The sequence below is a fragment of the Erwinia plantamica genome (genome assembly GCF_043420595.1).
GTDB lineage: Bacteria > Pseudomonadota > Gammaproteobacteria > Enterobacterales > Enterobacteriaceae > Erwinia > Erwinia aeris.
Genome location: NZ_JBGCUC010000001.1, coordinates 12,353 through 38,129, shown reverse-complemented (window position 1 = coordinate 38,129; position 25,777 = coordinate 12,353). Strand labels below are relative to the sequence as shown.

20 protein-coding genes are annotated in these 25,777 nt (G+C 57.2%); 11 read left to right on the top strand and 9 right to left on the bottom strand.

Annotation, left to right across the window (positions count from 1 at the left end):
- Positions 1–6 precede the first annotated feature (6 nt).
- Entirely contained in the window at positions 7–573 is a 567-nt protein-coding gene (gene smrA, locus AB3U87_RS00150) for a DNA endonuclease SmrA (protein WP_253453983.1), read from the top strand.
- Here smrA and AB3U87_RS00145 read toward each other — a convergent pair.
- The gene (locus tag AB3U87_RS00145) at positions 570–1,493 is read right to left on the bottom strand and encodes a LysR substrate-binding domain-containing protein (protein ID WP_394148033.1); all 924 of its coding nucleotides are present in this window, start codon (positions 1,491–1,493) and stop codon (positions 570–572) included. The two genes, smrA and AB3U87_RS00145, sit on opposite strands and share 4 nt — an antisense overlap.
- Positions 1,494–1,802: 309 nt before the next feature.
- Here AB3U87_RS00145 and AB3U87_RS00140 point away from each other — a divergent pair, with 309 nt between their 5' ends.
- The 3 genes from AB3U87_RS00140 (at position 1,803) to AB3U87_RS00130 (ending at position 7,026) form a co-directional block, all read left to right on the top strand.
- On the top strand, positions 1,803–3,131 hold the full coding sequence (locus AB3U87_RS00140) for an MFS transporter (RefSeq protein WP_301251694.1): 1,329 nt from the start codon (positions 1,803–1,805) through the stop codon (positions 3,129–3,131).
- A gap of 499 nt (positions 3,132–3,630) precedes the next feature.
- Positions 3,631–5,160: a carboxylesterase/lipase family protein gene (locus tag AB3U87_RS00135; protein WP_394148031.1), complete on the top strand. Its 1,530-nt coding sequence runs from the start codon at positions 3,631–3,633 to the stop codon at positions 5,158–5,160.
- Positions 5,161–5,367: 207 nt separating this feature from the next.
- Positions 5,368–7,026 carry a methyl-accepting chemotaxis protein gene (locus AB3U87_RS00130; protein WP_394148030.1) on the top strand — a complete coding sequence of 553 codons (1,659 nt, stop codon included), beginning with the start codon at positions 5,368–5,370 and terminating at the stop codon, positions 7,024–7,026.
- Between the two features lie 45 nt (positions 7,027–7,071).
- Here AB3U87_RS00130 and pepT read toward each other — a convergent pair whose 3' ends face one another.
- The gene (gene pepT / locus AB3U87_RS00125) at positions 7,072–8,310 is read right to left on the bottom strand and encodes a peptidase T (RefSeq protein WP_394148028.1); all 1,239 of its coding nucleotides are present in this window, start codon (positions 8,308–8,310) and stop codon (positions 7,072–7,074) included.
- A 48-nt stretch (positions 8,311–8,358) separates the two neighbouring features.
- Positions 8,359–8,538 carry a DUF2158 domain-containing protein gene (locus AB3U87_RS00120; protein WP_125287631.1) on the bottom strand — a complete coding sequence of 60 codons (180 nt, stop codon included), beginning with the start codon at positions 8,536–8,538 and terminating at the stop codon, positions 8,359–8,361.
- A gap of 124 nt (positions 8,539–8,662) precedes the next feature.
- Between AB3U87_RS00120 and AB3U87_RS00115 the strand changes: the two genes are divergently transcribed.
- Positions 8,663–9,091: an OsmC family protein gene (locus AB3U87_RS00115; RefSeq protein WP_125287630.1), complete on the top strand. Its 429-nt coding sequence runs from the start codon at positions 8,663–8,665 to the stop codon at positions 9,089–9,091.
- Positions 9,092–9,510: 419 nt separating this feature from the next.
- Positions 9,511–11,067, top strand: coding sequence for an ABC transporter substrate-binding protein (locus tag AB3U87_RS00110; protein ID WP_394148026.1), 1,557 nt, complete (start codon positions 9,511–9,513; stop codon positions 11,065–11,067).
- Positions 11,068–11,098: 31 nt separating this feature from the next.
- Here AB3U87_RS00110 and AB3U87_RS00105 read toward each other — a convergent pair whose 3' ends face one another.
- The gene (locus tag AB3U87_RS00105) at positions 11,099–12,007 is read right to left on the bottom strand and encodes a LysR family transcriptional regulator (protein ID WP_394148024.1); all 909 of its coding nucleotides are present in this window, start codon (positions 12,005–12,007) and stop codon (positions 11,099–11,101) included.
- A gap of 151 nt (positions 12,008–12,158) precedes the next feature.
- Here AB3U87_RS00105 and AB3U87_RS00100 point away from each other — a divergent pair, with 151 nt between their 5' ends.
- Positions 12,159–13,589, top strand: coding sequence for a M20 family metallopeptidase (locus tag AB3U87_RS00100; RefSeq protein WP_394148022.1), 1,431 nt, complete (start codon positions 12,159–12,161; stop codon positions 13,587–13,589).
- Complete coding sequence (locus AB3U87_RS00095) at positions 13,586–14,893, top strand: MFS transporter (RefSeq protein WP_253454001.1); 1,308 nt, start codon at positions 13,586–13,588, stop codon at positions 14,891–14,893. Before AB3U87_RS00100 ends, AB3U87_RS00095 begins: the two co-directional genes overlap by 4 nt.
- A 268-nt stretch (positions 14,894–15,161) precedes the next feature.
- Here the strand turns inward: AB3U87_RS00095 and AB3U87_RS00090 are convergent, their stop codons facing one another.
- The 3 genes from AB3U87_RS00090 to aldA all read right to left on the bottom strand — a co-directional run bounded on the left by AB3U87_RS00090 (position 15,162) and on the right by aldA (position 19,644).
- Positions 15,162–16,529 (bottom strand): L-serine ammonia-lyase, encoded by a 1,368-nt coding sequence (locus tag AB3U87_RS00090; RefSeq protein WP_394148020.1) that lies wholly within the window; start codon positions 16,527–16,529, stop codon positions 15,162–15,164.
- Positions 16,530–16,563: 34 nt separating this feature from the next.
- Entirely contained in the window at positions 16,564–17,841 is a 1,278-nt protein-coding gene (locus tag AB3U87_RS00085; RefSeq protein WP_253454005.1) for an HAAAP family serine/threonine permease, read from the bottom strand.
- Positions 17,842–18,207: 366 nt separating this feature from the next.
- Positions 18,208–19,644, bottom strand: a complete 1,437-nt coding sequence (gene aldA, locus AB3U87_RS00080; RefSeq protein ID WP_369894691.1) for an aldehyde dehydrogenase — start codon at positions 19,642–19,644, stop codon at positions 18,208–18,210.
- 351 nt (positions 19,645–19,995) lie between these two features.
- Here aldA and rhaT point away from each other — a divergent pair, with 351 nt between their 5' ends.
- On the top strand, positions 19,996–21,030 hold the full coding sequence (gene rhaT, locus AB3U87_RS00075) for an L-rhamnose/proton symporter RhaT (protein WP_253454009.1): 1,035 nt from the start codon (positions 19,996–19,998) through the stop codon (positions 21,028–21,030).
- Between the two features lie 25 nt (positions 21,031–21,055).
- Here rhaT and rhaR read toward each other — a convergent pair whose 3' ends face one another.
- Together rhaR and rhaS are read right to left on the bottom strand one after the other, a co-directional pair.
- A complete protein-coding gene (rhaR, locus tag AB3U87_RS00070; protein WP_253454011.1) occupies positions 21,056–21,907 on the bottom strand; it encodes an HTH-type transcriptional activator RhaR in 852 nt (283 codons plus the stop codon).
- An 8-nt stretch (positions 21,908–21,915) separates the two neighbouring features.
- Complete coding sequence (gene rhaS / locus AB3U87_RS00065) at positions 21,916–22,743, bottom strand: HTH-type transcriptional activator RhaS (RefSeq protein WP_253454013.1); 828 nt, start codon at positions 22,741–22,743, stop codon at positions 21,916–21,918.
- Between the two features lie 300 nt (positions 22,744–23,043).
- Between rhaS and rhaB the strand changes: the two genes are divergently transcribed.
- Positions 23,044–24,516, top strand: coding sequence for a rhamnulokinase (rhaB, locus tag AB3U87_RS00060; protein ID WP_394148016.1), 1,473 nt, complete (start codon positions 23,044–23,046; stop codon positions 24,514–24,516).
- Complete coding sequence (locus AB3U87_RS00055; protein WP_253454016.1) at positions 24,513–25,769, top strand: L-rhamnose isomerase; 1,257 nt, start codon at positions 24,513–24,515, stop codon at positions 25,767–25,769. The genes rhaB and AB3U87_RS00055 overlap by 4 nt, the downstream gene beginning before the upstream one ends.
- Positions 25,770–25,777: the final 8 nt, after the last annotated feature.

Here is a 25,777-nt window from a genome sequence, read left to right as displayed (position 1 = left end):
TGTATCATGAGCTTTAATGATGAAGACCTGTTTAAAGACGCGATGGAAGACGTTACGCCGCTCAAGGATTGCAGCAACATTCTTTGGTTAAAATCCCCTTCGACGAAATCGCCTCGCCAGCGCCAGGAAGAGCAGCAGCTGGATAATCCGCTGACCAGCGGCTTTTTGACCGTTATCCCCCGGGAAACGCCGTTGGAATACAAAGCGGAGGGGATCCAGCAGGGCGTGCTGGATAAGCTGCGGTTGGGCAAATATCAGATCGATGCCAGTCTTAATCTGCTGCGTCAGCCGGTGGAAATCTGCCGTCAGTCGCTTTACAGCTTTATGCTGCAGGCGGAGCGCGAAAATTACCGCAATCTGCTGATCGTGCATGGCAAAGGCAAAGAGGATGAATCGCACGCCAATATCGTCCGCAGCTATCTGGCGCGCTGGCTACAGCAGTTTGATCAGGTGCAGACGTTTTGCAGCGCTCAGCCGCAGCACGGCGGCAACGGCGCCTGCTATGTGGGGCTACGTAAAAGCGAGCAGGCGCGCCTGGACAACCGCGAACGGCACGCCAAGCGCAGCCGCTAGCCGGAGTGGGATTTACGAATGGTCGCCATCAGCACTTCGGCGCTGCGGCTAAGGGGCGCGCCGGTACGGGTAATAATGCCGACCGGTTCGCCCGGCCCATGTGAGGCGACGGGCAGCGCGGCCAGCGCATTATGCAGCAGGTCGTCCTTGATCGCGCCGGAAGGCACGAACCAGACATAGTTATAGCGAAGCGCCAGCTGACGGGCGAGCGAGGTCGCAGAGGTTTCCACTACCGCGTCCGGCAGGCGGCAGCCGTGATCTTTCAGCATCGCATCGGCGATACGGCGCGGCGCGGTGCCCTCCGGCGAAATCACTACGGGCCAGTTAAGCGCCCGCGACAGCGTGACGTTGTCACTTAATAGTGGGTGTTCGGGCCTTACCACCAGCCGCAAAGACTCCAGAAACAACAACTCGTAGGTTAGCCCAGTCATCATCTCCGTTTCGGCCATGCGACCAATACCAACTTCAAATTCGCCCGCTCTCAGTCCGGCAAGCAGCACGTTGTTGTGCAGCGTAGCGACCTGAACCAGCGTTCTGGGCTGCTGCTGGTGAAAGCGCTCCAGGATTGAAGGCAGCATCCCCAGCGCTACCGTGGTTAACACGCCGATGCGCAGCACGGTCGGATCGCGCGCGGCCATAGGGCTGAGCGACTGACCGGCATGGTTAAGCGCATCCAGAATCCGCACCGCATGGGTCAGAAACTGCTCACCCGCCGTGGTCAGCTGCGCGCCAAGACGGCCTCGCTCAAATAGCCTGGCCCCGGCCATCTCTTCCAGCTCGTTCAGTGTCTTTGACAGCGCAGGCTGGCTAAGCGACAGCACCTCGGCGGCGCGCCCCAGCGTGCCTTGCTGCGCCACGGCGACAAAAGTATGCAGATGGCGCAGACGAATGCGCTGATTAAACAGGTAATTTTTTTCCATAACTGCAGCGTAGTCAGCAAGGTGGCGGGCAGGCAAGCGGCGCGTTGGAATACTGTTAACCTTATTGCAAAATTTCATTAACATAAGGGCGTTTTTCCATCACTTTTCGCCGCCCGGAGGCAATAGCCTCATCACCTTTACTGATAAAAGCCCTTTTTTTCCTTGCGGATGCTTGCTTTTTTCGGGGAAATTGCTACGCAAACGGGTAATTCACCGGGTGAAATCGATAACAATCCGTTATGATAGCCAACACTTTTTTTCGGAACCGACGCCAGCCGCTTTGCACACTGCTGGCCATGGAGCGTTAACGTGGAGAGTATTGTTGCGACAGATGTCCGCGCCCTGATCAACGAAGGCGGCGTCACTCGTTATCAGCAACGTATTATCGCCCTTTGCTTTGCGGTAGTGGCGATGGACGGCATGGATATCGCCCTGATGGGCTTTATCGCGCCGGCGCTTAAGGTTTCCTGGGGCGTCACCACGCAGCAGCTGGGCGCTATCATCAGCGCCGCGCTGATCGGTCTGGCGCTGGGCGCCCTGTTTGCCGGCCCGCTAGCCGATCGCTTTGGCCGTCGCGTCATCATCATCAGCAGCGTTTTTTTCTTTGGCCTGTGGACGCTGGCGACCGCCTTTTCGCATAACGCCGATCAGATGATGCTGTTCCGCTTTCTTACCGGCCTTGGGCTGGGCGCGGCCATGCCCAACGTGGGCACACTGGTGGCGGAATACTCTCCCGAGCGCAAGCGCGCTTTCATTATTACCGTGGTGTTCTGCGGCTTTACCTTCGGCGCGGCGGGCGGCGGCTTTGCTGCGTCCTGGCTAATCCCTCATTACGGCTGGCACGCCGTGCTGATTCTGGGCGGGCTGCTGCCGCTGCTGATCGTGCCGCTGTTGCTGAAATGGTTACCGGAATCGGTGCGCTTTTTGCTGTCGCGGCAGGCGCCCGTAGAGCGCATCCGGCAGATAGTTGAAAAAATGGCGCCGGGCCAGGTACAGCAGGGAAGCCAGTTCGCCATGGCGGAAAAAGCGCAGCGCGAGGGCGCGGTGAAGCTGGTGCTGACGCGACCTTATCTCTCCGGCAGCGTGCTGCTGTGGGGCAGCTACTTTATGGGGCTGTTTCTGGTCTATCTGATCGGCAGCTGGCTACCTTCGCTGGTGAAAGATATGGGCATGACGGTTACGCAGGCCGCGCTGGTGACCGCCATGTATCAGGCCGGCGGCACCGTTGGCTCGCTGTTTGCCGGCTGGATGATGGATCGCTTTAACGCCAACCTGGCGCTGGCCGCCATCTACTTTACCGGCGCTATCGCGACGGTAGCGATTGGCTACGCGCCGGCAAATACGCTAATCCTGAGCCTGGTCGCTTTTTGCAGCGGTTTCTGCCTTAACGGGGCTAATACCGGCATGAACGCGCTGTCGGCCAGCTATTATCCTACCCACGCCCGCGCGACCGGCTCCAGCTGGATGCACGGCGTAGGGCGCATGGGCGCGATTCTCAGCGCCTTTGCCGGCGCGCAGATGCTGGCGATGGGCTGGCATATTACGGAAGTTTTCTCCAGCCTGGCTATTCCGGCTGTGCTGACCTCGCTGATGCTGCTGGCGAAATACCGCTTCGGCCACCAGCGTAGCGAAGAATAGTTTCCGGCCAGCCGTCGTCATTTCGTCGTCAAACGCATGCCTGAAACGGCGCGGTAATAGCTTTCAGCCAGCCAGCGTCATTTCGTTATCAAACCGTGTCGGAAACGATGCGGTAATAGCTTTCAGCCCGCCGTCGCCATTTCGTTATCAAACCGTGTCGGAAACGATGCGGTAATAGCTTTCAGCCCGCCGTCGCCATTTCGTTATCAAAGCCGTGTCGGAAACGATGCGGCTTGAGCTGACTTTGGCTGTAAATATCCCCTTACGCCTTGCAAAAGAACGACGTTGATTTCCCGGTTCTGTTGATTAGCAGGCTGCAAATTACAGCATGAACTGAACGGTTCGATAAATAATAATCATTTGATTAATAATCAGAAAAATTGGAAGAGCATGATCCAAATGTTAAGGAACCGTAAGCATTTTCTGTAAATGAGGTCACCTGTTGGACTTTGCCGTGGCGCTTGCAAATAATAGTCAGCAGATTACTCAGGACGCAGCAATGAAAAACGAACGCTTGATAAGGATAAGGACGGCAGAAGGGACCCTGTGCGGCAGTCTGGATAAGGACGTTTTTGTTTTCAGGGGAATACCTTATGCCGCGCCGCCTGTCGGCGAGTATCGCTGGCGATCGCCGAAGCCGGTAACGCCGTGGCAGGGAGAGCGTGACGCCACGGCATGGGGGGCGGCCAGCTGGCAGAACCGGCAATATTGCATGGCGGTGGGCGGCGGCGATCCGGGCGCGTTCAGTGAGGATTGTCTCTATCTGAACGTCTGGACGCCGGAAACGGAGCCGGCGGGCCCAATGCCGGTCATGGTCTGGATCCACGGCGGCGGTTTTACCATTGGCGCAGCGGGCCTGGCGCCCTATATCGGCCAGCCGCTGGCCTCGCAGGGCGTGGTGGTGGTTACCCTTAACTATCGGCTGGGTCATCTGGGATTTTTTGCGCATCCGGCGCTGGATAAAGAGTATGCGCCGGGCGAAGTCGTCAATAATTTTGCGCTGCTGGATCAAATCGCTGCTTTGCAATGGATACAGCGTAATATCGCTGCCTTCGGCGGCAATCCGCATAACGTAACGATCTTCGGAGAATCATCCGGCGCGCGCAGCGTGCTTTCGCTTTTTTCCTCGCCGCTTTCGGTTGGATTGTTCCATAAAGGCATCGCGCAAAGCCCCTATGCGCTGCCCGATCTGCCGCGCGAAAAGGCGCTGGCAAACGGCGAAAAGCTGGCCCGCCATTTTGATTTGCCGCACGCCACGGCGGAGCAGCTGCGCGCGCTGCCTGCCGACGCCTTCTGGCCGCTGGAGAGTTCGCTGGCTAACGGCCCGGTGGCGATAGCGGGCGATCGGGTTTTACCCGTACCCATGCTGAAAGTCTTTAACAACGCCGCCCAGCACAAACTGCCGTTAATGATCGGCAGCAACAGCGATGAGGCCAGCGTCCTCAGCTATTTTGGGGTCGATCCCGCGCTGATTATCCGGCAGCTGCGCGCCACGCAGCGCCTGGGATTGCGTATGAAAATGATCCGCCTGCTGTACGACGGCCTGTATGATGACGACAAACTCGGCAGGCAGGTGGCGCGTGATATGACTTTTACCGCCATGGGCTATATCGCCGCGCTCTCCCACGCCCGCAAAGGTATCCCTGTCTGGCGCTACTACTTCGATTACGTATCAGAAAATTCGCGTGACCTTTATCCTGACGGAACCTGGCACGGCAATGAGATCCCCTATACGCTCAATACCCTCGACGAGCTGACCACGCAAATGGGCGATCGCCCCTTTACCGCAGGCGATCGCGAGTTTGCTAAAAAGGTTAGCGGTTACTGGCTGAATTTTGCCCGCCACGCCAGCCTCTTTTCTCACCGGCTCGAAGGCGAACCCAACTGGCCGGTTTGGCAGCCTGGCACAGACGTAATGATGCGCTTCGGCGAAACGGGCCCGACGCTCAGGCTGGAGAAAAACTTTATGCGCAGACGGATGCAGCTGTTTCGCCTGCTGATGAAAAATATTGTTAAACTCCGGGAATAATTTTTTAACATCGTCCCGCTGGATTTATAACGGATTAAAAAAACAAATAACAGGCGCAGCAAGGACTTAACGCTGCGTTATAGTCAGTAACGCCCTGAATAAGAAAGAAATAATTACTCATGATTTTGTTGGCGATGCCGATAACTCCTGTCAAGCGTCCACCACGCAGGACGAGCACTCGGGTTTTAACATCGTTACGGAGTAGTTATGAATTTGCTAAAAGATTTTACCATCCGCAGCGTAATGCTGTCGATCCTCGGGCTTTTCTGCCTGCTATGGACGGCAGTGGGCATTTACAGCGTCTGCGCGCTGAATTCGCTGGGCCAGGGCAACGAGGTTGACCGTGAGCTGGTGAACCAGATGACCACCCTGAGCAAGGGCAACGATCAATATTTTCGCTTTATTACTCGTCTGACGCGCGCAGTGGAATCCCGCCAGGCGGGAAGCCCAACGGCGGCTGCGGATATGGCCTCGGTACAAAAAGCGCTGGATAACATGACCAAGCTGCTGGCCGATTTCAAAGCCGAAGCGCCAGGCCCACTGGCGCCAGGCTACGCTGCTGCCGTCATCGCCAGCTGGCAGAAACTGTTGGACGAAGGGGTTCTGCCGCAGATGCAGCTGGCACAGCAGGCGTCGCTGGACGATTTCCGTCGTCATGCCGCCAGCGTGACGCCGCCGCTCAGCCGCGCTTTTGGCGCCAGCGTGGATAAATTCAATCTTGCCGCTGGCGAAAAGCTGGACGTGACGCGCGTCACCGTCGATCACCTGACCGATATGACTAAAATGATCATTGTTATGGCGGTGATTGCCGGCCTGCTGATCCTGCTTTTTACCGACCGCTACCTGGTAAAAATGCTGGTGCGCCCGCTGGATGGAATGCGCGAGCACTTCCGCCGCATCGCCGAGGGCGATTTGAGCCATCCGCTGGAAGATATCGGCCGCAACTGCGTTGGCAAGCTGATGCCGCTACTGCGCGCCATGCAGGATAGCCTGCGGGAAGCCGTCAGCGCCATCCGCAGCGGCACGGATAATATCTACCGTGGCGCGGCGGAAATCTCTTCCGGTAACAACGATCTTTCCTCTCGCACCGAACAGCAGGCCGCCGCGCTGGAAGAAACCGCCGCGAGCATGGAGCAATTAACGGCCACCGTGAAATTCAACGCCGATAACGCGCGTCAGGCCAGCGAACTGGCGCAGAGCGCCTCAACCACCGCCAGCAAGGGCGGCAAGCTGGTAAAAGACGTGGTGGATACCATGCAGGGCATTTCCGGCAGTTCTCGCAAGATTGCGGAAATCACCAGCGTGATTAACAGCATCGCTTTCCAGACCAACATTCTGGCGCTGAACGCAGCGGTAGAGGCGGCGCGGGCAGGCGAGCAGGGCCGTGGTTTCGCCGTGGTAGCCAGCGAAGTGCGCAACCTTGCCCAGCGCAGCGCCGGGGCGGCTAAAGAGATTGAAACGCTGATTGCGGATTCCGTTACTCGCGTGAATCAGGGATCCCGACTGGTTGGCGAAGCCGGTAGCACCATGGACGACATGCTACAGGCGGTAGCGGAAGTTGTGGAGATCATGAAGCAGATCGCCTCCGCTTCGGAAGAGCAAAGCAAGGGCATTTCGCAGATTGGCACCGCCATTACCGAAATGGACAGCGTGACGCAGCAAAACGCCTCGCTGGTGGAAGAGGTTTCTACAGCGGCCAGCGCGCTGGAGCGCCAGACCGAAGAGCTGACGCTCTCCGTTTCTAAGTTCCGTCTCTCACCGGCTACAGCCGCCAGGCCGTCACCGACGCCTTACGTCAAGGCCGCGCCGATTAGCGCACGGCCAGCCGTGGCGAAAGCCAGCGCCGATGACTGGGTCTCTTTCTGATCCTCGTTATGCCTTAGCCTGAAGCGCCGTAACCCGGCGCTTTTTTTATGCCTGCCGCGCGGCCAGCAGGCAAAGCTGCTCTGCCACCTGATAAGACTTCACAAAGGAGGAGACCGGCAGGAATTCAAAGCGGGAATGGAAGTTGTGCGCGCCGGTAAAAAAGTTTGGCGTCAGCAGGCCCTTCGCCGACAGCGCCGCGCCGTCGGTTCCGCCGCGCATCGGCGTAACCTTCGCGGTAATGTTCAGCGTCTCCAGCGCGGCAAACAGCAGATCTATCGCTCGTCGATCTTCGCCGATAGCGTTGCTGATATTGCTGTAAATCTCGCTGATGCTGACCTCCACCTTGCCGGTCGGATACTGTCCGGCAATCAAGGCGGCGACCTCGCTGATTTGCTGCTTGCGTTGCGCAAAGCCCGTCAGCCCGAAATCACGGATAGAGGCTTTTAGTCTTGCCTCGCTCGCGTTTGCCGTCATCTCGTTAAACCAGATATAGCCTTCACGTCCGGCCGTGTGCTCCGGCGTCTGGCGGCGGTCAAAATGGCTGATAAAATCCCAGGCCATCAGCAGGGGATTCACCAGTACGCCTTTGCCTGACATCGGATGCGCCGGCACGCCGGTGAAGCGGATATCCGCCGACGCCGCGTTGAAATTTTCATAGACCACTTCGCCCAGCTCGCAGCAGTCAATGGTATAAGCGAAATCGACGTTAAAGCGTTTCTCCAGATCCAGCGCTTTGGCACCGCGCAGGCCGATCTCTTCATCAGGCACAAAGGCGACCACGATATCGCCGTGCGTCGCTGCGTCGCGGAGGTTTTCCAGGAGCGTCATCACGACCGTAACGGCCGCCTTATTATCGGCGCCCAGCACGCTGGTGCCGTCGCTAAAGATAATTTCCTCATGCTGATAAGGGACGATCTCCGGGTGTTCAGCTACCCGCAGCCAGATCTCCTGTTCACTGTTGAGGCAGAGATCCTGGCCTTCAAAGCGCAAAATCTGCGGGTGAATATGGGGCGAGAGGCCGACATCGACGGTGTCGATATGGGTGATAAAACCGATACGCGGCGCGCCCGGCGCCTTGCCGGGCAGGACAGCGGTAACGGTCGCGCATTCATCGACCTGCACATTTTCCAGCCGCAGGGCGCGCAGCTCTTCCGCCAGCAGGTTAGCCAGCGTCTGCTGACCGGGCGTGCTGGGCAGGCTGGTCGCGGCGGCATCGCTCTGGCTGGTGACGGCAAGATAGCGGAAAAAACGGCTGGTTAACTGGCTGGCCAGTTGCTGAGACATAGACAATCCTGTGCTTAAGAGAAGAAAAGGGCCGGGCGGCCCTGCTTATCAGCAAACGCCAAAGTCGCCGTCTTCATGGTAAAGATTGACCGAGCTGGCAGGCACCTCGATCTCTTTTTTGTCGGCGTCATCCACTCTGGCACAATAAAGCGTCTCGCCTTTAACCTGCAATACCACCATCTTTGGGCCGCCGGTTTTACTTTGCACAATATCATCAGTTTTAAACATGGTATTTCTCCTGTGGTCTCCTTCTATTAACGGTTAGTAAATGAGCATTTGCAAGTGCTTCGTCAGCAAACTGCTGAAAAGTCACTATACTTACCCTTCACGCAAAGCAAACGGGAGGATATTGATGACTATTCATAAGAAAGGTCAGGCACACTGGGAAGGCGATATCAAGAAAGGTAAGGGCACTATCAGCACCGAAAGCGGCGCGCTGAAAGAACAGCCTTACGGTTTCAACACCCGCTTTGAAGGCAAGCCGGGCACTAACCCGGAAGAGCTGATCGGCGCGGCACACGCTGCCTGCTTCTCGATGGCGCTCTCGCTGATGCTGGGCAACGAAGGTCTGGTGCCGGACAGCATTGACACCACGGCGGACGTCTCGCTGGATAAAGTTGGCGAAGGCTTTAAGATTACCAAAATCGCGCTGCAGAGCCAGATCGCCCTGCCGGGCGTCGACAGCGCTAAGTTTGATGAAATCATCAATCAGGCCAAAGCGGGCTGTCCGGTTTCCCAGTTGATGAATGCGGAAATTACGCTGGATTATAAGCTGAACTAATCGGGCCCCGATACCCTGCCGCCCGGCAGGGTATTATTTCTTCTTTCTACTGAAAATATCTTTATAGCGCACTGGCAATGTGTTGCTAATTACCCGTTAATTAAATCCCCTCGGTAAACATCCTCTGAATAACCTGGCCGATCTTAACAGCAGGTCTGTTTAATCAGCGTTATCTCCAACGCGCTATTTTATTTCGCTTCTGCCGGGGCGCGCATTCAGGATTAACCGTAACATCAGTAAGTTGTATGGATAAATATCAAACCGAATTCCCTTTGCTATTTGGATAAAACAAGGTTAATAGTGGTTTGCGGCTTGATTCCGACTCAGGCTTCACGGCATTGATATCCGGCACTGACTTAATCTGTTAATCAGGGGAGAAGGGGATGAAGCAATCGGTATTGAAAGGAGTAACAGCCGCTATGCTACTGGCAGCGGCAACGGGCGCGGCGGCCAATACGCTGGTATTCTGCTCGGAGGGATCGCCAGAAAATTTTAATCCGCAGCTTTATACGTCAGGCACCAGCGTAGATGCCAGCGCCGCAACCGTTTATAACCGGCTGGTGGACTTTAAGCCCGGCACCACTGAACTTATGCCAAGCCTGGCAGAAAGCTGGGATATCAGTGCTGACGGCACCGTTTACACCTTTCATTTACGCAAAGGCGTAAAATTTCAAAGCAACCGCTATTTTCATCCCACGCGCGATTTTGGCGCAGACGACGTAATTTTTTCTTTTATGCGGCAGAAAGATCCGCAGCACCCTTATCACAACGTTTCCGGCGGCACCTACGCCAACTTTGAAAGCCTGGAGTTCGGCTCGCTGATTAAAAATATCGAGAAACTGGACGAGCACACCGTGCGCTTTACGCTGGCCCATGCCGAAGCGCCGTTTCTGGCCGATCTGGCCTGGTATTTTGCTTCTATTCTTTCGGCTGACTATGCCGATGCCATGCTGAAAGCGGGCACGCCGGAGAAGGTCGACAGCGATCCGCTCGGCACCGGGCCTTTTGTGCTCGCGCAGTATCAGAAAGATTCGCGCATTCTTTACCGCGCTTTCCCTGAATACTGGCAGGGGAAAGCGAAGCTGGACAGGCTGGTTTTCTCTATTACCCCGGATGCCTCGGTACGTCTCGCCAAGCTGACCAAAAATGAATGCCAGGTGATGCCGTTTCCCAACCCGGCCGATTTGCCCAAAATACGGGCGGACAGCAATCTGGTGGTGATGCAAAAACCCGGACTCAACACGGGCTTTCTGGCGTTTAACACGCAAAAAGCCCCGACGGATAACGTCCGGGTGCGCCAGGCGCTGGCGATGGCGATCAACAAACCTGCGATTATCGACGCTATTTTTCAGGGTACGGGCACGACGGCAAAAAATTTGCTGCCGCCTGACGTCTGGAGCGCCGCCAGCGATTTACAGGATTATCCTTACGATCCGCAGCGCGCTAAAGCGCTGTTAAAAGAGGCGGGCGTGGCGCCGGGCACCGCCATAGAGCTGTGGGCGATGCCGGTTCAGCGGCCTTACAACCCCAACGCGCGCCGTATGGCGGAGATGATCCAGGCCGACTGGCAAAAAGTGGGCATCAACGCCCATATCGTCACCTTTGAATGGGGCGAGTATCTGCAGCGCGTTAAAAACGGCGAGCATCAGGCGGCGCTGATGGGCTGGACCATCGCAACAGGCGATCCGGATAATTTCTTCGGGCCGCTGTTCAGCTGTACCGCGACGAAAGGCGGATCGAATTCGGCTAAGTGGTGTTACAAGCCGTTTGATGCGCTGATTACTGAGGCGCGCTCGGAACAGGATCATCAGAAGCGCGTGGTCCTTTACCGCCAGGCGCAGCAGATGATGCACGATCAAATGCCGGCGGTGATGATTGCCCATTCCACCATTTTTGAACCGGTACGCAAAGAGGTGACGGGCTATCAGGTTGATCCTTTTGGCAAACACCTTTTCTGGCAGGTCGATCTTAAATAGCCGCGGCTATTCGGCGCGGGAGCGGGCCATTTCAGCGCCCGTTCCCGCTGTGCTTGCCTAATTCTTCGCAGGCATAGGCAAGGAACAGATTCAGCGCCGCTGAACGCTGACGGCCGGTCACGGTCTGAACCTGCAATGTACGCTGGGTCAGCTGATCGATCCCGAGAGAACGCAGCGCCAGATCCAGCCCGGCGTACTGGAACAGCACCGTGAACGGGCTGCATAGCGTGATCGCCATCGGGTTTTGCTGTAAAAATGCATAGAGCGTGCTGAAATTATTGCAGGTGAGTACCGGCTCGATAAAGGTGCCGTTCATCTGACAGGAGAGATCAAACAGCTGGCGCACCGTGGTAGCGCGATCGGGCAGCGCCATCGGCCAGGCGGATAAATCCTGCAGCCGGATCGACTTTTCCGCCAGCGGATGGTCTTTACGCATCACCATCAGCACCGGCGCGGGCCAGGAGCCCAGCACCTCGACGCCGCGCTCCGGATGCAGGCTGAACTGAAAAGCCACATCGCATTCGCCCTGGCGCAAAATATCCGCCACCTCCTCAACGCTTCCTACGGTCAGGTTAAAGCTGACCGCCGGATTGAGCTGACGGAACCGCGAACACAGCCCCGGCAGCAGGCTGAACGCCATGCCGTCGGTACAGGCGACGCGCAGCGCCGTGCGCCGTACCGCCTTCAGGCCTTTGATTTCCGCTTTTGCCTGCTCCATGCCCAGCAGGCTTCGCCTGACGTGACCCTCAAAAATTCTGCCCGCATCGTTAAGGATCATACCACGCGCATGGCGCTCAAACAGCGGCGCGCCAATATCCGCCTCCAGACGCTGGATCTGACGACTGATAGCCGAAACGGCCACAAACAGCTGCTGGCTGGCGGCGCTAAGCGAACCTGTACTGGCGACGGCCAGAAAATAGCGGACTTCAGGACTAAGCATAAACCTGCCTCTTTATGGTGCATGCTGCCTGGTAGTGCAGCGAACCTTTGCTTTTGCAGCAAAGCTTGTTTGATATTTTTATAATTGTGGCAAAGCCAGATTTTAGCTTAGATGGAAGCCATAACACTATAAAAGCAAACACAGGTGACTTATGACCCTCGAGCAGCTTCTGACGCAGGCCATGGCATGGTTTGACCGCGGTGAGTTTAAACAGGTGCTGGCCAGACGCATCGCCATTCGTTCCGAAAGCCAGCGGGAGAACCGCGAGGCGGAGATCCAGCGCTACCTGCAGCAGGAAATCGCCCCGGCCATGCAGGCAATGGGCTTTGAGCTAATCGCAATCGATAATCCTCAGGCGCCGCGCTACCCGTTTCTGCTGGCCTCGCGTATTGAAGACGCCGCGCTGCCGACGCTGCTCTGCTACGGACACGGCGACGTAGTGTTCGGCGACGACGAAAACTGGCGCGAAGGGCTGGCTCCGTGGCGGCTGACGGAAGAGGGCGACCGCTGGTACGGGCGGGGCAGCGCGGACAACAAAGGCCAGCACTCGGTCAATATCGCCGCGCTCGAACAGATCTACGCGGCTCGCGGCGGCAGGCTGGGGTTTAACTGCAAATTTTTGTTCGAAATGGGCGAAGAGATCAGCTCGCCCGGCCTGGCGCAAATCTGTCGCGAAAACCCGGAACTGCTCGGCGCAGATATTTTTATCGCCTCTGACGGCCCCAGGCTGAGCGCCGAAAGGCCCACGCTGTTTCTTGGCTCGCGCGGGGCGGTAAACGTTCGGCTGAGCATCAACGCCCGCGATCGCGACTACCATTCCGGCAACTGGGGCGGCCTGCTCAGCAATCCTGGCACCCAGCTGGCGAACGCTTTTTCCTCTCTGGTGAACCAGCACGGCCAGCTTCAGGTTGCGTCGCTGAAGCCGCCGGCGCTGACGGAAGAGATCCGCGCGATCCTGAGCGACATTACCCTGCAACAGGATGTCAACGGCCCGCAGATCGATGCGCAATGGGGCGAAGCGGGGCTGACGCCCACTGAACGGCTCTATGGCTGGAACACTCTGGAGATGCTGTCCTTTCTGACGGGCAATCCGGCGCGGCCAATGAACGCTATTCCCGGCAGCGCAACGGCGGTCTGCCAGCTGCGTTTTGTGCCGGGCACCGACTGGGAAAACATTGAGCGTCACCTGTGTGAGCACCTGGCCGCAGCAGGATTCAGCCAGGTAGAAGTGAAGATGCTGCGCGGCTCGCCAGCAACCCGGCTCGATCCGCGCAATCCGCTGGTGGGCTGGGCGCTGGAGGCAATCCAGCAGGTCAGCGGCAAAAAGCCCGCGCTGCTGCCAAACCTGGGCGGTTCACTGCCGAATGACGTCTTCGCGCATATTCTGAACCTGCCCACGCTCTGGATCCCGCACTCCTATCCGGCCTGCGGCCAACACGCCGTGGATGAACACATGCTGCAATCTGTTGCGCGTGAGGGTTTGCAGATAATGACCCGGCTGCTGTGGGATCTGGGCGAGAAGGGCAGCGAACTGATTGCCAGCCACCAGCGGTTCAGGCAGCAGCAAGGAGGCGCGCAATGAGTACCTTAATCGACCAGCAGCGTTCTGTAGCGGCCACGCCCAACCTGTATAAAACGCTGTTCGCCACCTGTATCGGCAACGCGCTGGAGTGGTTCGATATTGCGATTTATGGCTTCTTCGCCAGCTATATCGCGCAGGCTTTTTTCCCCACGGCGGATCCGGCGGTGTCGCTGCTGCTGACCTTCGGCAGTTTTGGCGTTTCTTTTCTGATCCGCCCGCTTGGCGCGGTGGTGCTGGGCGCCTATGCCGATCGCGTCGGGCGCAAAAAAGCGCTGCTGATGTCCATTTCCCTGATGATGCTGGGCGGCGCTATCATTGTTCTTATGCCCGCTTACGCCACTATCGGCCTGGCCGCGCCGGTGTTGGTGCTGCTGGCTCGCCTGATCCAGGGTTTTTCCGCCGGCGGCGAATTCGGCAGCTCGACGGCTTTCCTGGTTGAGCACTTCCCGCAGCGCCGCGCTTTTATCGCCAGCTGGCAGTTCGCCACTCAGGGAGCCAGCACGCTGATGGCTTCGGCGTTTGGTCTTGGGCTGGCACACTCTCTGAGCGAGGCGCAGATGGAAAGCTGGGGCTGGCGCCTTCCTTTTGCCTTCGGCCTGCTGATTGGCCCGGTCGGGCTGTACATTCGTCGTCATTTGCACGAGCCGGAAAGCTTCAGCCGCCGCGAGAAAATTCGCTCGCCGCTTCGGCTGTTGGCAGGGCAGCAGAAAAGCCTGATGCTGCTGGCGATCGGCCTGATGATTATTTCAACCGGCATCAACTATATGCTTAACTACGTGCCGACCTACGCCACCAAAAGCCTGCATCTTTCTGCGACCACGGCCTTCAGCGCCACGCTGCTTGCGGGCATAATCCTGACGGTGGTCACGCCGCTGATGGGGCTGTGGGCGGAAAAAATCGGGCGCAGGCCGCTGATGTGGGGCTCGCTGTCGCTGCTGCTGGTAACTATTTATCCGGCTTTCGCGCTGGTGGTGAACCAGCCGACGGCGGGCAGGCTGCTGTTGCTGGTCGGCTGGTTGGCGCTGCTGAAATCGGTCTACTTCTCAGTGGTGCCGTCAATGATGGCCGATCTCTTCCCGGTGACCACGCGCGCCAGCGGTATGGCGATTAGTTACAACGTCGCTGTGACCTTGTTTGGTGGTTTTGCGCCGCTGATCTGTACGTTGCTGATTAGCGCGACCGGCACCAGCCTGGCACCGGGCTATTACCTGATGGCACTGACGCTGCTCAGCGGCTGGGCGCTACTGAAAAGTCAAACCAGGCCAGGAGAAGAACAAACGGGCGAGCGGGGTGAAGCGCTGTAGAAGCAGCCCGAAACGAAAGGTTCATGCCTTTAGTAAAAACTCTGGCAACCGGCCAGGAACGAGCCTTTGTTAAAAACTCTGGCAACTGGCCAGGAACAAAAGATGCGTGCCTTATAAAACCAGCCTGAAACAACGGATATGCGCCTTTCAGGCTATGTGCAGCAACCAAACGCGACAGGCGCGCGCCTTTCTAAAGCGATAAAAAGCCCGCGTGGTTATGACGCGGGCCAAACAGGGCAACGATCGATACGGCTAAGCCAACCCTGGCTTAACTGGCGGTGACCACTTTAATTGCCAGGCCGCCACGAGAAGTCTCACGATATTTAGCATTCATATCTTTTCCCGTTTCATACATGGTTTCAATCACCTTATCCAGACAGACCCGAGGCTCGCTGACGCGATAAAGCGCCATCCGTGCCGCGTTAACCGCTTTGACGGCCGCGATGGCGTTGCGCTCAATGCAGGGTACCTGCACCTGGCCCGCCACCGGATCGCAGGTCAGCCCAAGGTTATGCTCCATGGCAATCTCCGCCGCGATGCAAACCTGGGCTGGGCTGCCGCCCAGCAGTTCGGCCAGCCCGGCGGCGGCCATGGAGCAGGCGACGCCCACTTCTCCCTGGCAGCCTACTTCCGCGCCCGAAATCGAGGCGTTCATCTTATACAGCGAGCCAATAGCGCTGGCGGCCAGGATAAAGCGAGCCAGCGAACCGGCGTTGACTTCACGAATAAACTTATCGTAATAGGCAAGCACCGCCGGGATAATACCGCAGGCGCCGTTGGTCGGTGCGGTTACCACGCGGCCGCCCGTGGCGTTTTCCTCGCTGACCGCCAACGCAAACATATTGATCCAGTCAACTACCGCCAGGGGATCGCTGGTGGTTTTATCGCTGCTGACCAGCGTGCGGCGCAGGGCTGCCGCACGACGCGGCACCCGCAAACGGCCTGGCATAATGCCTTCCGTAGTCATGCCGCGAGCAATGCCGTTGCTCATGACTTCCCACAACCGCAACAGGTAAGCATCCAACTCCTGCGGAGAATGTAAAGCCCGCTCGTTTTGCATCATCAGCCCGGAAAGCGACAGCCCGGTTTCGGCGCAGTGCTGGCGCAGGTCGGCGGAATTTTTATAGGGCCAGGGCACCGCAACGGCGCTTTGCCGTGGCTGATGAAAATGCGCTTCATCAACGATAAAGCCGCCGCCCACGGAATAGTAGACTCTGGTCAACAGGCGCCGGGAACCGGCAAAGGCGGTAATACGCATCCCGTTTTCATGAAGCGGCAAATTCACGCTGTGAAAAACCATGCACTGCTCAAGCGGAAAGGCGACTTCGTGTTTGCCTTCAGCCAGGGGAAGACGACCCGTAGCAGCCAGCTGCTGCATAAAAGGCGCAATGGCATCAATATTGACGCTTTCCGGCAGCCAGCCGGCCAGCCCCATAATAATAGCGGTGTCGGTATTGTGCCCTTTGCCCGTCGCCGCAAGCGAGCCGTATAAATCGACAACCAGCGAGGTGGCGTCAAGGAGCAGATGGTGGGCAATTAATTCATCAATAAAAGTTTTACCGGCCTTCATTGGCCCGACGGTATGCGAGCTGGAAGGCCCGATACCGATTTTAAACATGTCGAAAACGCTAATCATAAAAACTCCGCGCGAAAAGAGAAGGCCCGGCCGATCAATTCATCAGTGAGTAAACAATGCCCGAAATGGCGACCAGGCCTGCCAGCACCACGAAAAGGTTGCTGAGGTGGCCGCGATACTGCTGCATCGCCGGGATCCTGCGGATCGCATACATCGGCATCAGGAACAGGATCATGGCGATCACCGGCCCGCCGAGCGTTTCGATAATGCCCAGAATGCTGGGATTCAGCGTGGCGACAAGCCAGCAGGTCAGCAGCATAAACAGCGCCGTCAGGCGGTTAAGCTTTTTCGGCTCGATCTCTTTTCCGACGGAGCGCAACGATTTTGCTACGATGCCGTTAAACCCCTCGCGCGCGCCTAAATAGTGTCCCAGGAAAGATTTTGTTATAGCGATCATGGCGATAATCGGCGCCATCCAGGCGATAACCGGGGCGTTAAAATGATTGGCCAGATAAGAAAGAATGGAGATATTTTGCGCTTTAGCCGCGGCCAGATCGGCCGGCGTCAGGCTGAGGACGCAGCTGAAAACAAAAAACATCACCGTCAGCACCATCATGCCGTGCGCGCGTGCCAGAATGCGGGAACATTTCGGCTCGGCGTCCGCGCCATACTCTTTGCGTTTGGCGACGGCAAAAGAAGAGATAATTGGCGAATGGTTAAAAGAAAATACCATCACCGGTATCGCCAGCCAGAGCGTCAACATCAGGCTGCCTGAGCTGGTCGTAGTAAAAGAAAGCGTATCCAGCGCGGCGCTGTTCCAGCGAGGGATCAGATAAACGGCCAGCACCATCAGCGCGGCGACAAATGGAAAAACCAGCACGCTCATCGCTTTTACGATCATCTGTTCGCCAAACCGCACGATAGCCATCATCGCCACGATCAACAGCAGCGACAGCACCATACGCGGTGGGCTGATCATACCCAGCTGATGCGTCAGAAAACTCTCTACCGTATTGGTTATCGCCACGCTGTAAACCAGCAGAATAGGATAGATAGCTAAAAAATAGAGCAGGGTTATCAGCTTGCCTGCGCCGCGACCAAAATGTTCTTCCACCACTTCCGTTATATCTTCGCCGGGATTTTTACCCGACAGCACAAAACGAGTCAGCCCGCGATGGGCGTAATAGGTCATAGGGAAGGCGAGAAGGGTCATAATAATCAGCGGAATTAACCCGCCAACGCCGGCATTGATCGGCAGGAAAAGCACCCCTGCGCCGATGGCGGTGCCGTATAGTCCCAGCATCCAGACGGTATCGGTTTTACGCCACGTCGTAGCGGCAAGCGGTTCTGCGGCTGCCTGAGGAATATGCATTGTACTCTCCGGTTAAAATAATAATCTAAAAAGCTGCCAAATTATCAAAATTTAGTATGGGTTATTCCGCTCGGAGCGCGATATTAAACTACTCAGGCGGCGGCAAGGAAACTAACCTGAACGCGCCGGATAAACAGTGATCCGGATCTCGCATCGGATATTAAAAAAGTCTTAACGCGCACTTTATTATTTTGCTGAGAGGGTTTGTTGAGGATTAATAATCAGGAGGGATAAAAATCAGGCTGGAAATAAAATATATTTTATATTTTAAAAAAATTAATTAAGCGGAGGTAACACGCAGAATTATAAGCGCGTGGTAACTTTTGAGTGAGAAGAAAAAGGCCGACTACCATCGGCCCTGGTTATTCAGCGTGCCTGCAAATAAACGACGTGGGTCTGTAGATATTCTTCCAGGCCGTGGCGACCGTCGGCGCCGCCAATGCCGGATTTACGCCAGCCAGCATGGAAACCCTGCATCGCTTCAAAATTTTCGCGGTTAACGTAGGTTTCGCCAAACCGCAGCTTTTTCATCGCCTGCATCGCCGTATTCAGGTTTTCGGTAAAAATGGAGGAGGTCAGCCCATATTCGCTGTCGTTAGCCAGCGCGATCGCGTCATCCAGCGTTGCGAAGGGGATAACCGGCAGCACCGGGCCAAAAGTCTCTTCCCGGACGATAGCCATGTCCTGGCGTACGTTGGTCAGCAGCGTTGGCTCAAAGAAGAACCCACGATCGCCTTTGCGTTTGCCGCCAGCCGCTACAGTCGCGCCCTGTTCCACAGCATGGGCCACTTTGTGCTCCAGCCGCGCCAGCGCGTCGGCAGAAATCAGCGGGCCCATATCCAGCGTGTCGTCCTGCGCGGGATCGCCGCAGCTGACCGCATTAAAAGCCGCCGTCAGGCGGCGCACCACCTCATCATAAACGCCTTCCTGGACATAAAGGCGCTCCGTACAGTTGCAGACCTGCCCGGTATTGATCATGCGCGAAGCCACGATGGCTTTTACCGCCAGATCCAGATCCGCATCGTTCATGACGATGGCGGGCGCTTTGCCGCCCAGCTCCAGCGCGACTTTGGTGACGTTTTTCGCTGCCGCCTCCAGCGTGGCGATCCCGGCGTTTACGCTACCGGTCAGGCTGACCATTCCCACTTCCGGGCTGGCGGCCAGAGCCTGTCCTACCTCCGGCCCATAGCCGGTTACCAGATTAAACACGCCCGGCGGCAGCCCAATCTCTTCAACGATTTCAGCAAATATTATCGCGTTGGCCGGCGTCAGCTCGCTGGGTTTGATCACAATGGTATTGCCGGTTATCAATGCCGGAGCGGCTTTGCGGGCAATCAGGAAAAAAGGGAAGTTCCACGGCAGGATCCCCGTGGTCACGCCAATCGCTTTTTTCAATATCAGGATGGTTTCGTCAGGGCGATCGCTTTGCACAATCTCCCCTTCATAACGGCGCGCCCATTCGGCCATATAGTCCAGATAGTCTGCGGTAAACAGCACTTCCGTCTGGGCCAGCTGCTGCGTTTTGCCGCCTTCCGCCACGATAGTGGCGGTCAGCTCCGCTTCACGACGACGAATGCCTGCCGCAATCTGGCGCAGCCAGCGGCCACGTTCAACGGCCGGTAACGCTTCCCAGGCGGGTTGGGCAGCTTTGGCCGCGCTGATGGCGCGATCGGCCTCTTCTTTATCGCTTTGCGGGATGCGGCACAGCAGCGTTTCGGTAGCGGGGTTAATTACGTCAATCCAGCGATCGCTGCGATTCTCAACAAACTGGCCGTTAATAAAACAATGATGCAGGCGCGTCACAGGCGTCGTCTCCGTAAATGATATTTTGTGTTTTAGTTAATGCAATGTTGCAGTTATGCTGCCGCATTGAGAGAGTTAATGCCTTTCTCTGAGCGCCACGCCACGCGTGAAACTGGCAAAAAGACAAAGAGATTTGACGAAGAGTGCTGAATAAACAGCAGTTTAATGGAGATATTTGGCTGTTTTTCAGAACAAAGACAGATAACCTGTATCTGTGATCGCAGACGGGATAAGACGGTGGATTTTGCCATTTTCATGCCGGCGCAGGCAGCCAGCCAAAGGTGTGGAGAGAGGCAACCTTCGTAGACTCAGCCTACCGGGAATTTTACCCTCCTACGAAGGAAAAAAAGCATGAGCCACCTTATCTTTGCAGGCATTTTCTGGCATCTGGTGGGCGCGGCCAGCGCCGCCTGCTTCTATGCGCCATTTAAAAAAGTGCGTCACTGGTCCTGGGAAACCATGTGGTCCGTAGGCGGGATCATGTCATGGCTTATTCTGCCCTGGGCCGTCAGCGCCGCGCTGCTGCCTGATTTTTGGGAATTTTACGGCTCTTTTTCGCTCGCGCAGCTGCTGCCTGTTTTTCTGTTCGGCGCCATGTGGGGGATTGGCAATATTAACTATGGTTTAACCATGCGCTACCTGGGCATGTCGATGGGAATAGGGATCGCTATCGGCGTAACGCTGGTGGTCGGCACGCTGATGACGCCGCTGTTACAGGGGCGATTTGTCGAACTGTTCAGCTCCACGGGCGGCCGGCTGACGCTGCTGGGGGTACTGGTGGCGCTGTGCGGCGTGGCGATTGTTTCCCGCGCCGGGCTGCTGAAAGAGCGGGCAATGGGCATTACGGCGGAAGAGTTCAACCTTAAAAAAGGGCTGGTGCTGGCTGTGTTCTGCGGAATTTTCTCCGCCGGCATGTCGTTTGCGATGAACGCCGCCAAACCGATGCAAGACGCCGCCCTGGAGCTGGGCATCAATCCTTTATATGCCGCGCTGCCCAGCTATGTGGTGATTATGGGCGGCGGCGCGCTGGTTAACCTGGGCTACTGCTTTATCCGTCTGGCTACCCAGTCCAGCCTGTCGGTAAAGGCGGATTTCTCGGTAGCGAAACCGCTGCTGGTCAGCAATCTGCTGCTGTCGCTGCTGGGCGGCACCATGTGGTATCTGCAATTCTTCTTCTATGCCTGGGGCCACGCCCGCATTCCCGCGCAGTATGACTTTATCAGCTGGATGCTGCACATGAGTTTCTACGTGCTCTGCGGAGGGCTGGTCGGGCTGGTGCTGAAAGAGTGGAAGAACGTCGGCAAACGTCCGGTCAGCGTGCTGTGCGGCGGCTGTCTGGTTATTATTCTTGCCGCCAACATCGTTGGTCTGGGAATGATCTCCTGATCGGAACGCCACAGGGATGTGGCGCTTACCATGCGGCGGCTTTTTTCTGACGGTGCTGTTCGAACTGCTGGCGAAAGGCGCTGGGCGTCATGCCGGTTTCCCGGGTAAACACGACGGAAAAATAGTTGCTGTCCTCAAAGCCGCACAGCGCGGCCACGTCGCCAATCAGCGAAGGCGTGCTGCGCAGCAAAAATTTAGCCTTACACATGCGCAGCTGCCGCAGATACTGGCCTGGCGTCATGCCGGTCTGCTGACGAAACAGCTGCTTGAGCGCGCGCTCCGACAGCTGATGCTGAAGACAAAAATCGCTGAGATCGAAATGGGCCAGCTGGCCCTGAATGGCCGACATTAGCAGATCCAGCTGTTCGCCCTCAGGCAGCTGCCAGGCAACGTCCGCCGCGTAGCGGTGACGCTGTAGGATCAGCACCAGCTGTAAAAACAGCGCCTCCGTCAGCTGACGCGACAGCCGATCGCTTTTGGCGCTCTCCTGCGCCAGCTGCTGGATCACGCTTCTCGCCAGAGCCATGCCGCGCGTCGTCAGCCGCCAGGCCTTTTTTTCCTGCGGCAGAAACTGCGACCAGTCCAGGCCAAGACGAAAGCGCTCCGGGCAGTAGATCACGTTGTCCAGCACCAGCTCGTTGACCGACTCATAGCTGTGGCAGTCTTCAGGACTGATGTAGAACAGATCGCCGCAGGTAATAAGCCAGGGGCGATCGTTCATCACGTGCAGCCCGTTGCCGCGCCAGACGATCACCAGCTCGCAGAACTCATGAATATGGGACGGGAAAGTTTGCTGGGGCGCGCGGTCGGCAATAGCGACCGGCATCAGCCCGGACGGAAAATAGTCGGCTTTCGCCAGACAAAGCGGCTTGCTCACGTGTCACCTCACAGGTCATTTTGCCTGATGGTACGCGGAGAAAAGCCAAATTCACGCTTAAAAAGGGTAGAAAAGTGATTGCTGTCACCAAATCCGCAGTGGTAGGCGATATCGGTAATACGCATTTCACTGTGGCGTAACAAATGCCGCGCCTGCAACAGACGCAGGCGGTTAAGGTAACGCTGGGGCGTGCTGCCCGTCTGTTGTTTCAGCTGGCGATGTAGCGTGCGCAGCGAAAGTGAAAACTTATCCGCCAGCGCGTCCCAGTCCACTTCCTCGCTGTAATGGTCGGCCAACCAGTCCAGCAGACCGCGCATTCTCCCGCTCTGATCGTCACCGGGCTGCTCGCTGCATCCGCGCCGCAACAGCACCAGCAGCTGCATAAAGCGCAGCTCCTGCTCGGCCCTCGCTTCGGGCTGTTTCGGATCTACCGGCGCGCCCAGTTCTTTAATCAGCGTTTTCGCCTGTTCCATCACCCGGCCGCTGATACGCCAGTGCGAGGGGTAATGTCCTTCTTTTTCCTGAGGTAAAAGATGCTGGAAGTTGGTAATAAAGCGAAACGCCTCCGGCCCACGATAAAGCACGTTGGTCAGGATCAGACGATCCGTTTTTTCATAAAGATGGCGATCATGATCGCGCACAAAGCAAACGCATCCGCCGCAAAGCGTACGGGGTTCGCCGTTGAACACGTGCACGCCCGCACCCTGTTCAACCAGCACAATTTCGTGAAAATCCTCGTGGTGATGTTCAGGAAAGGCGCTCTGCGGCATACGAGGTTCAATGGCAACGGGCAGGCCGCCGCCGGGAAAAAAGTCCACGCTATGTAGTAGGGTCATGGTGCATCTCCTGGGTCGACTCTGCGGTCAGTTTACCGCCGACGCCTGCGTTGCTGCCTTGATTTTTTGACCGGAAACATCGGCAAATCCGCTTGTTTTTCAAGAAAGTGCGCAGGCAAGTTGGGAAGTGCGCGTCGCGTCACACCGTTAATTTGCCGGCGCCTCAGCAGGAAATGTGAGCTGCTTCACGTTCACCTTTGCCCTGTTGCCAGCGAGGGATCACGCCTGGCACTGGCAGGAAGGTGCCAAAAGCAGCGGCTTTTAGACTAGGGGGCACTAAACAGACAGGAAGCCATCGCCATGAGCCTACAAAATTGTATTGCCATCGACATGGGCGCCTCCAGCGGACGCGTGATGCTGGGCCGCTTTGATCTGCAAAGCGGCAAGCTGGCGCTGGAAGAGGCCGCCCGCTGCGTCAATAGCCTGGTCGTCAGGGAAGAGCGGCAATGCTGGGATGTGGATGCGCTGGAAAAATTTATCCTTGCTTCGCTGGACAAGCTGATTCAGCAGGGCATTGCGCCGGACAGTATCGGTATTGATACCTGGGGCGTGGATTACGTGCTGCTGAATAAGCAGGGTGAGCGGATTGGGCTGCCGGTTTCCTATCGTGACGACCGGACCTGGGGCGTAATGCAGAAGGCCTGCGCCGATTTGGGACGGCAAGCCATCTACCAGCGCACCGCAATCCAGTTCCTGCCTTTCAACACCCTTTATCAGCTGCGTGCGCTGTGCGAGAGCCAGCCGGAATGGCTCAATGACGTGCGTCACGCTTTGCTGATCCCGGACTATTTCCACTATCGCCTGACCGGCAAGCTTAACTGGGAATACACCAACGCCACCACCACGCAGCTGCTGAATAGCCAGAGCGGCGAGTGGGATAATGCGCTGCTGGAATGGACGGGTGCCAATCCCGCCTGGTTCGGCAAGCCCACCGCGCCCGGCGTAAAAATTGGCGACTGGAAGGCCAGCACCGGCTTATCCGTCCCGGTCATCGCCGTCGCTACGCACGATACGGCCAGCGCCGTGCTGGCGGCGCCGCTCACTACGGACAACGTCGCCTGGCTCAGCTCCGGCACCTGGTCGCTGATGGGCTTTGAAAGCCTGCAACCTTATAACGATGCCGCCGCGCTGGCCGCCAACATTACCAACGAGGGCGGCGCGGAAGGGCGCTACCGCGTGCTGAAAAATATTATGGGCCTTTGGCTGCTGCAGCGCGTCTGCCGCGAACTGGCTATCGACGATCTGCCGGCGCTGGTGCGGGAAGCAGAAGCGCAGCCTGCCTGCCGGTCGCTTATTAACCCCAACGATGAACGCTTTATCAATCCGGTCAATATGGTGCGCGAAATTCAGGACGCCTGCGCCGGACAGGGGATGCCGACGCCTGCCACGGCCGCCGCGCTGGCTCGCTGTATTTTTGACAGTCTGGCGCTCTATTACCGCTTCGTGCTGGAAGAGCTTGCCGCCGTACGGGGCGCGCCTTTCAGCCAGCTGCACATCGTTGGCGGCGGCTGTCAGAATCCGCTGCTGAATCAGCTTTGTGCCAACGCCTGCGGTATTCCGGTGGTTGCCGGGCCGGTCGAAGCCTCCACGCTTGGCAATATCGGCAGCCAGCTGATCGCCCACGGCAGCGTCAGGGATGTCACCCATTTCCGCCAGCTGGTCACCCAAAATTTCCCGCTGAACACTTTTATTCCACAGGCCAGTGACGCTTACAGCCGCAGCTGGGCGCTTTTTCAGTCACTGACACATTCGGTTAAGGAGCTATGCGTATGACCCAAGCAATTGAGCAGGCGTTTGAACTGGCAAAATCACGCTTTGCCGAGCAAGGCGTGGACGTTGACGCCGCACTGAAGCAGCTGGATCAGCTGCCGATCTCAATGCACTGCTGGCAGGGCGATGACGTCCGCGGTTTTGAAAATCCTCAGGGCGCGTTGACCGGCGGCATCCAGGCGACCGGCAACTATCCGGGAAGAGCCAGAACGGCGGTCGAACTTCGCGCCGATCTGGAACAGGCGATGTCGCTGATCCCTGGCCCCAAAAGGCTGAACCTGCACGCCATTTATCTGGAAAGCGACAGCCGGGTCGAACGCAACGAAATCAAACCGCAGCACTTTGCCAACTGGGTGGAATGGGCAAAAACCAACGGCCTGGGTCTGGATTTCAACCCGTCCTGCTTTTCGCATCCGCTGAGCGAAAACGGCTTTACGCTGGCCAGCGCCAATAAAGAGATCCGTGAATTCTGGATCGAACACTGTAAAGCCAGCCGCAAAATTTCGGCCGCGTTTGGCGAACAGCTGGGCACGCCGTCGATTATGAATATCTGGATCCCGGACGGCATGAAAGATCTGCCCATCGATCGCTTTGCGCCGCGCGAACGCCTGGCGAACTCGCTTGACGAGATCATCAGCGAGAAGCTGGATCCGGCGCACCATATCGATGCGGTAGAGAGCAAACTTTTCGGCATCGGCGCGGAAAGCTATACCGTTGGCTCAAACGAATTCTGCCTGGGCTATGCCGCCAGCCGCCAGACGGCGCTGACGCTGGATGCCGGTCATTTTCATCCGACTGAAGTTATCTCCGACAAGATCTCAACTGCCATGCTCTACGTGCCGCGTCTGCTGCTGCACGTCAGCCGCCCGGTGCGCTGGGACAGCGATCACGTGGTGCTGCTGGATGACGAAACCCAGGCCATCGCGCATGAAATCGTGCGTCAGCGCCTGTTTGACAAGGTGCATATTGGTCTCGACTTCTTTGACGCCTCCATCAACCGTATCGCCGCCTGGGTTATCGGCACGCGCAACGCCAAAAAAGCGCTGCTGCGGGCGCTGCTGGAGCCGGTGGACAAACTGAAAAAGCTGGAGCTGGAAGGCGACTACACCGCGCGTCTGGCCCTGCTGGAAGAACAAAAATCGCTGCCGTGGCAGGCGGTGTGGGAAGCGTACTGCGTACGTCACGACGTCCCGGCGGGCGCAGGCTGGCTTGACAGCGTTCGCCATTATGAACAACAAACTCTCAGCAAACGTTAAGGATGCCA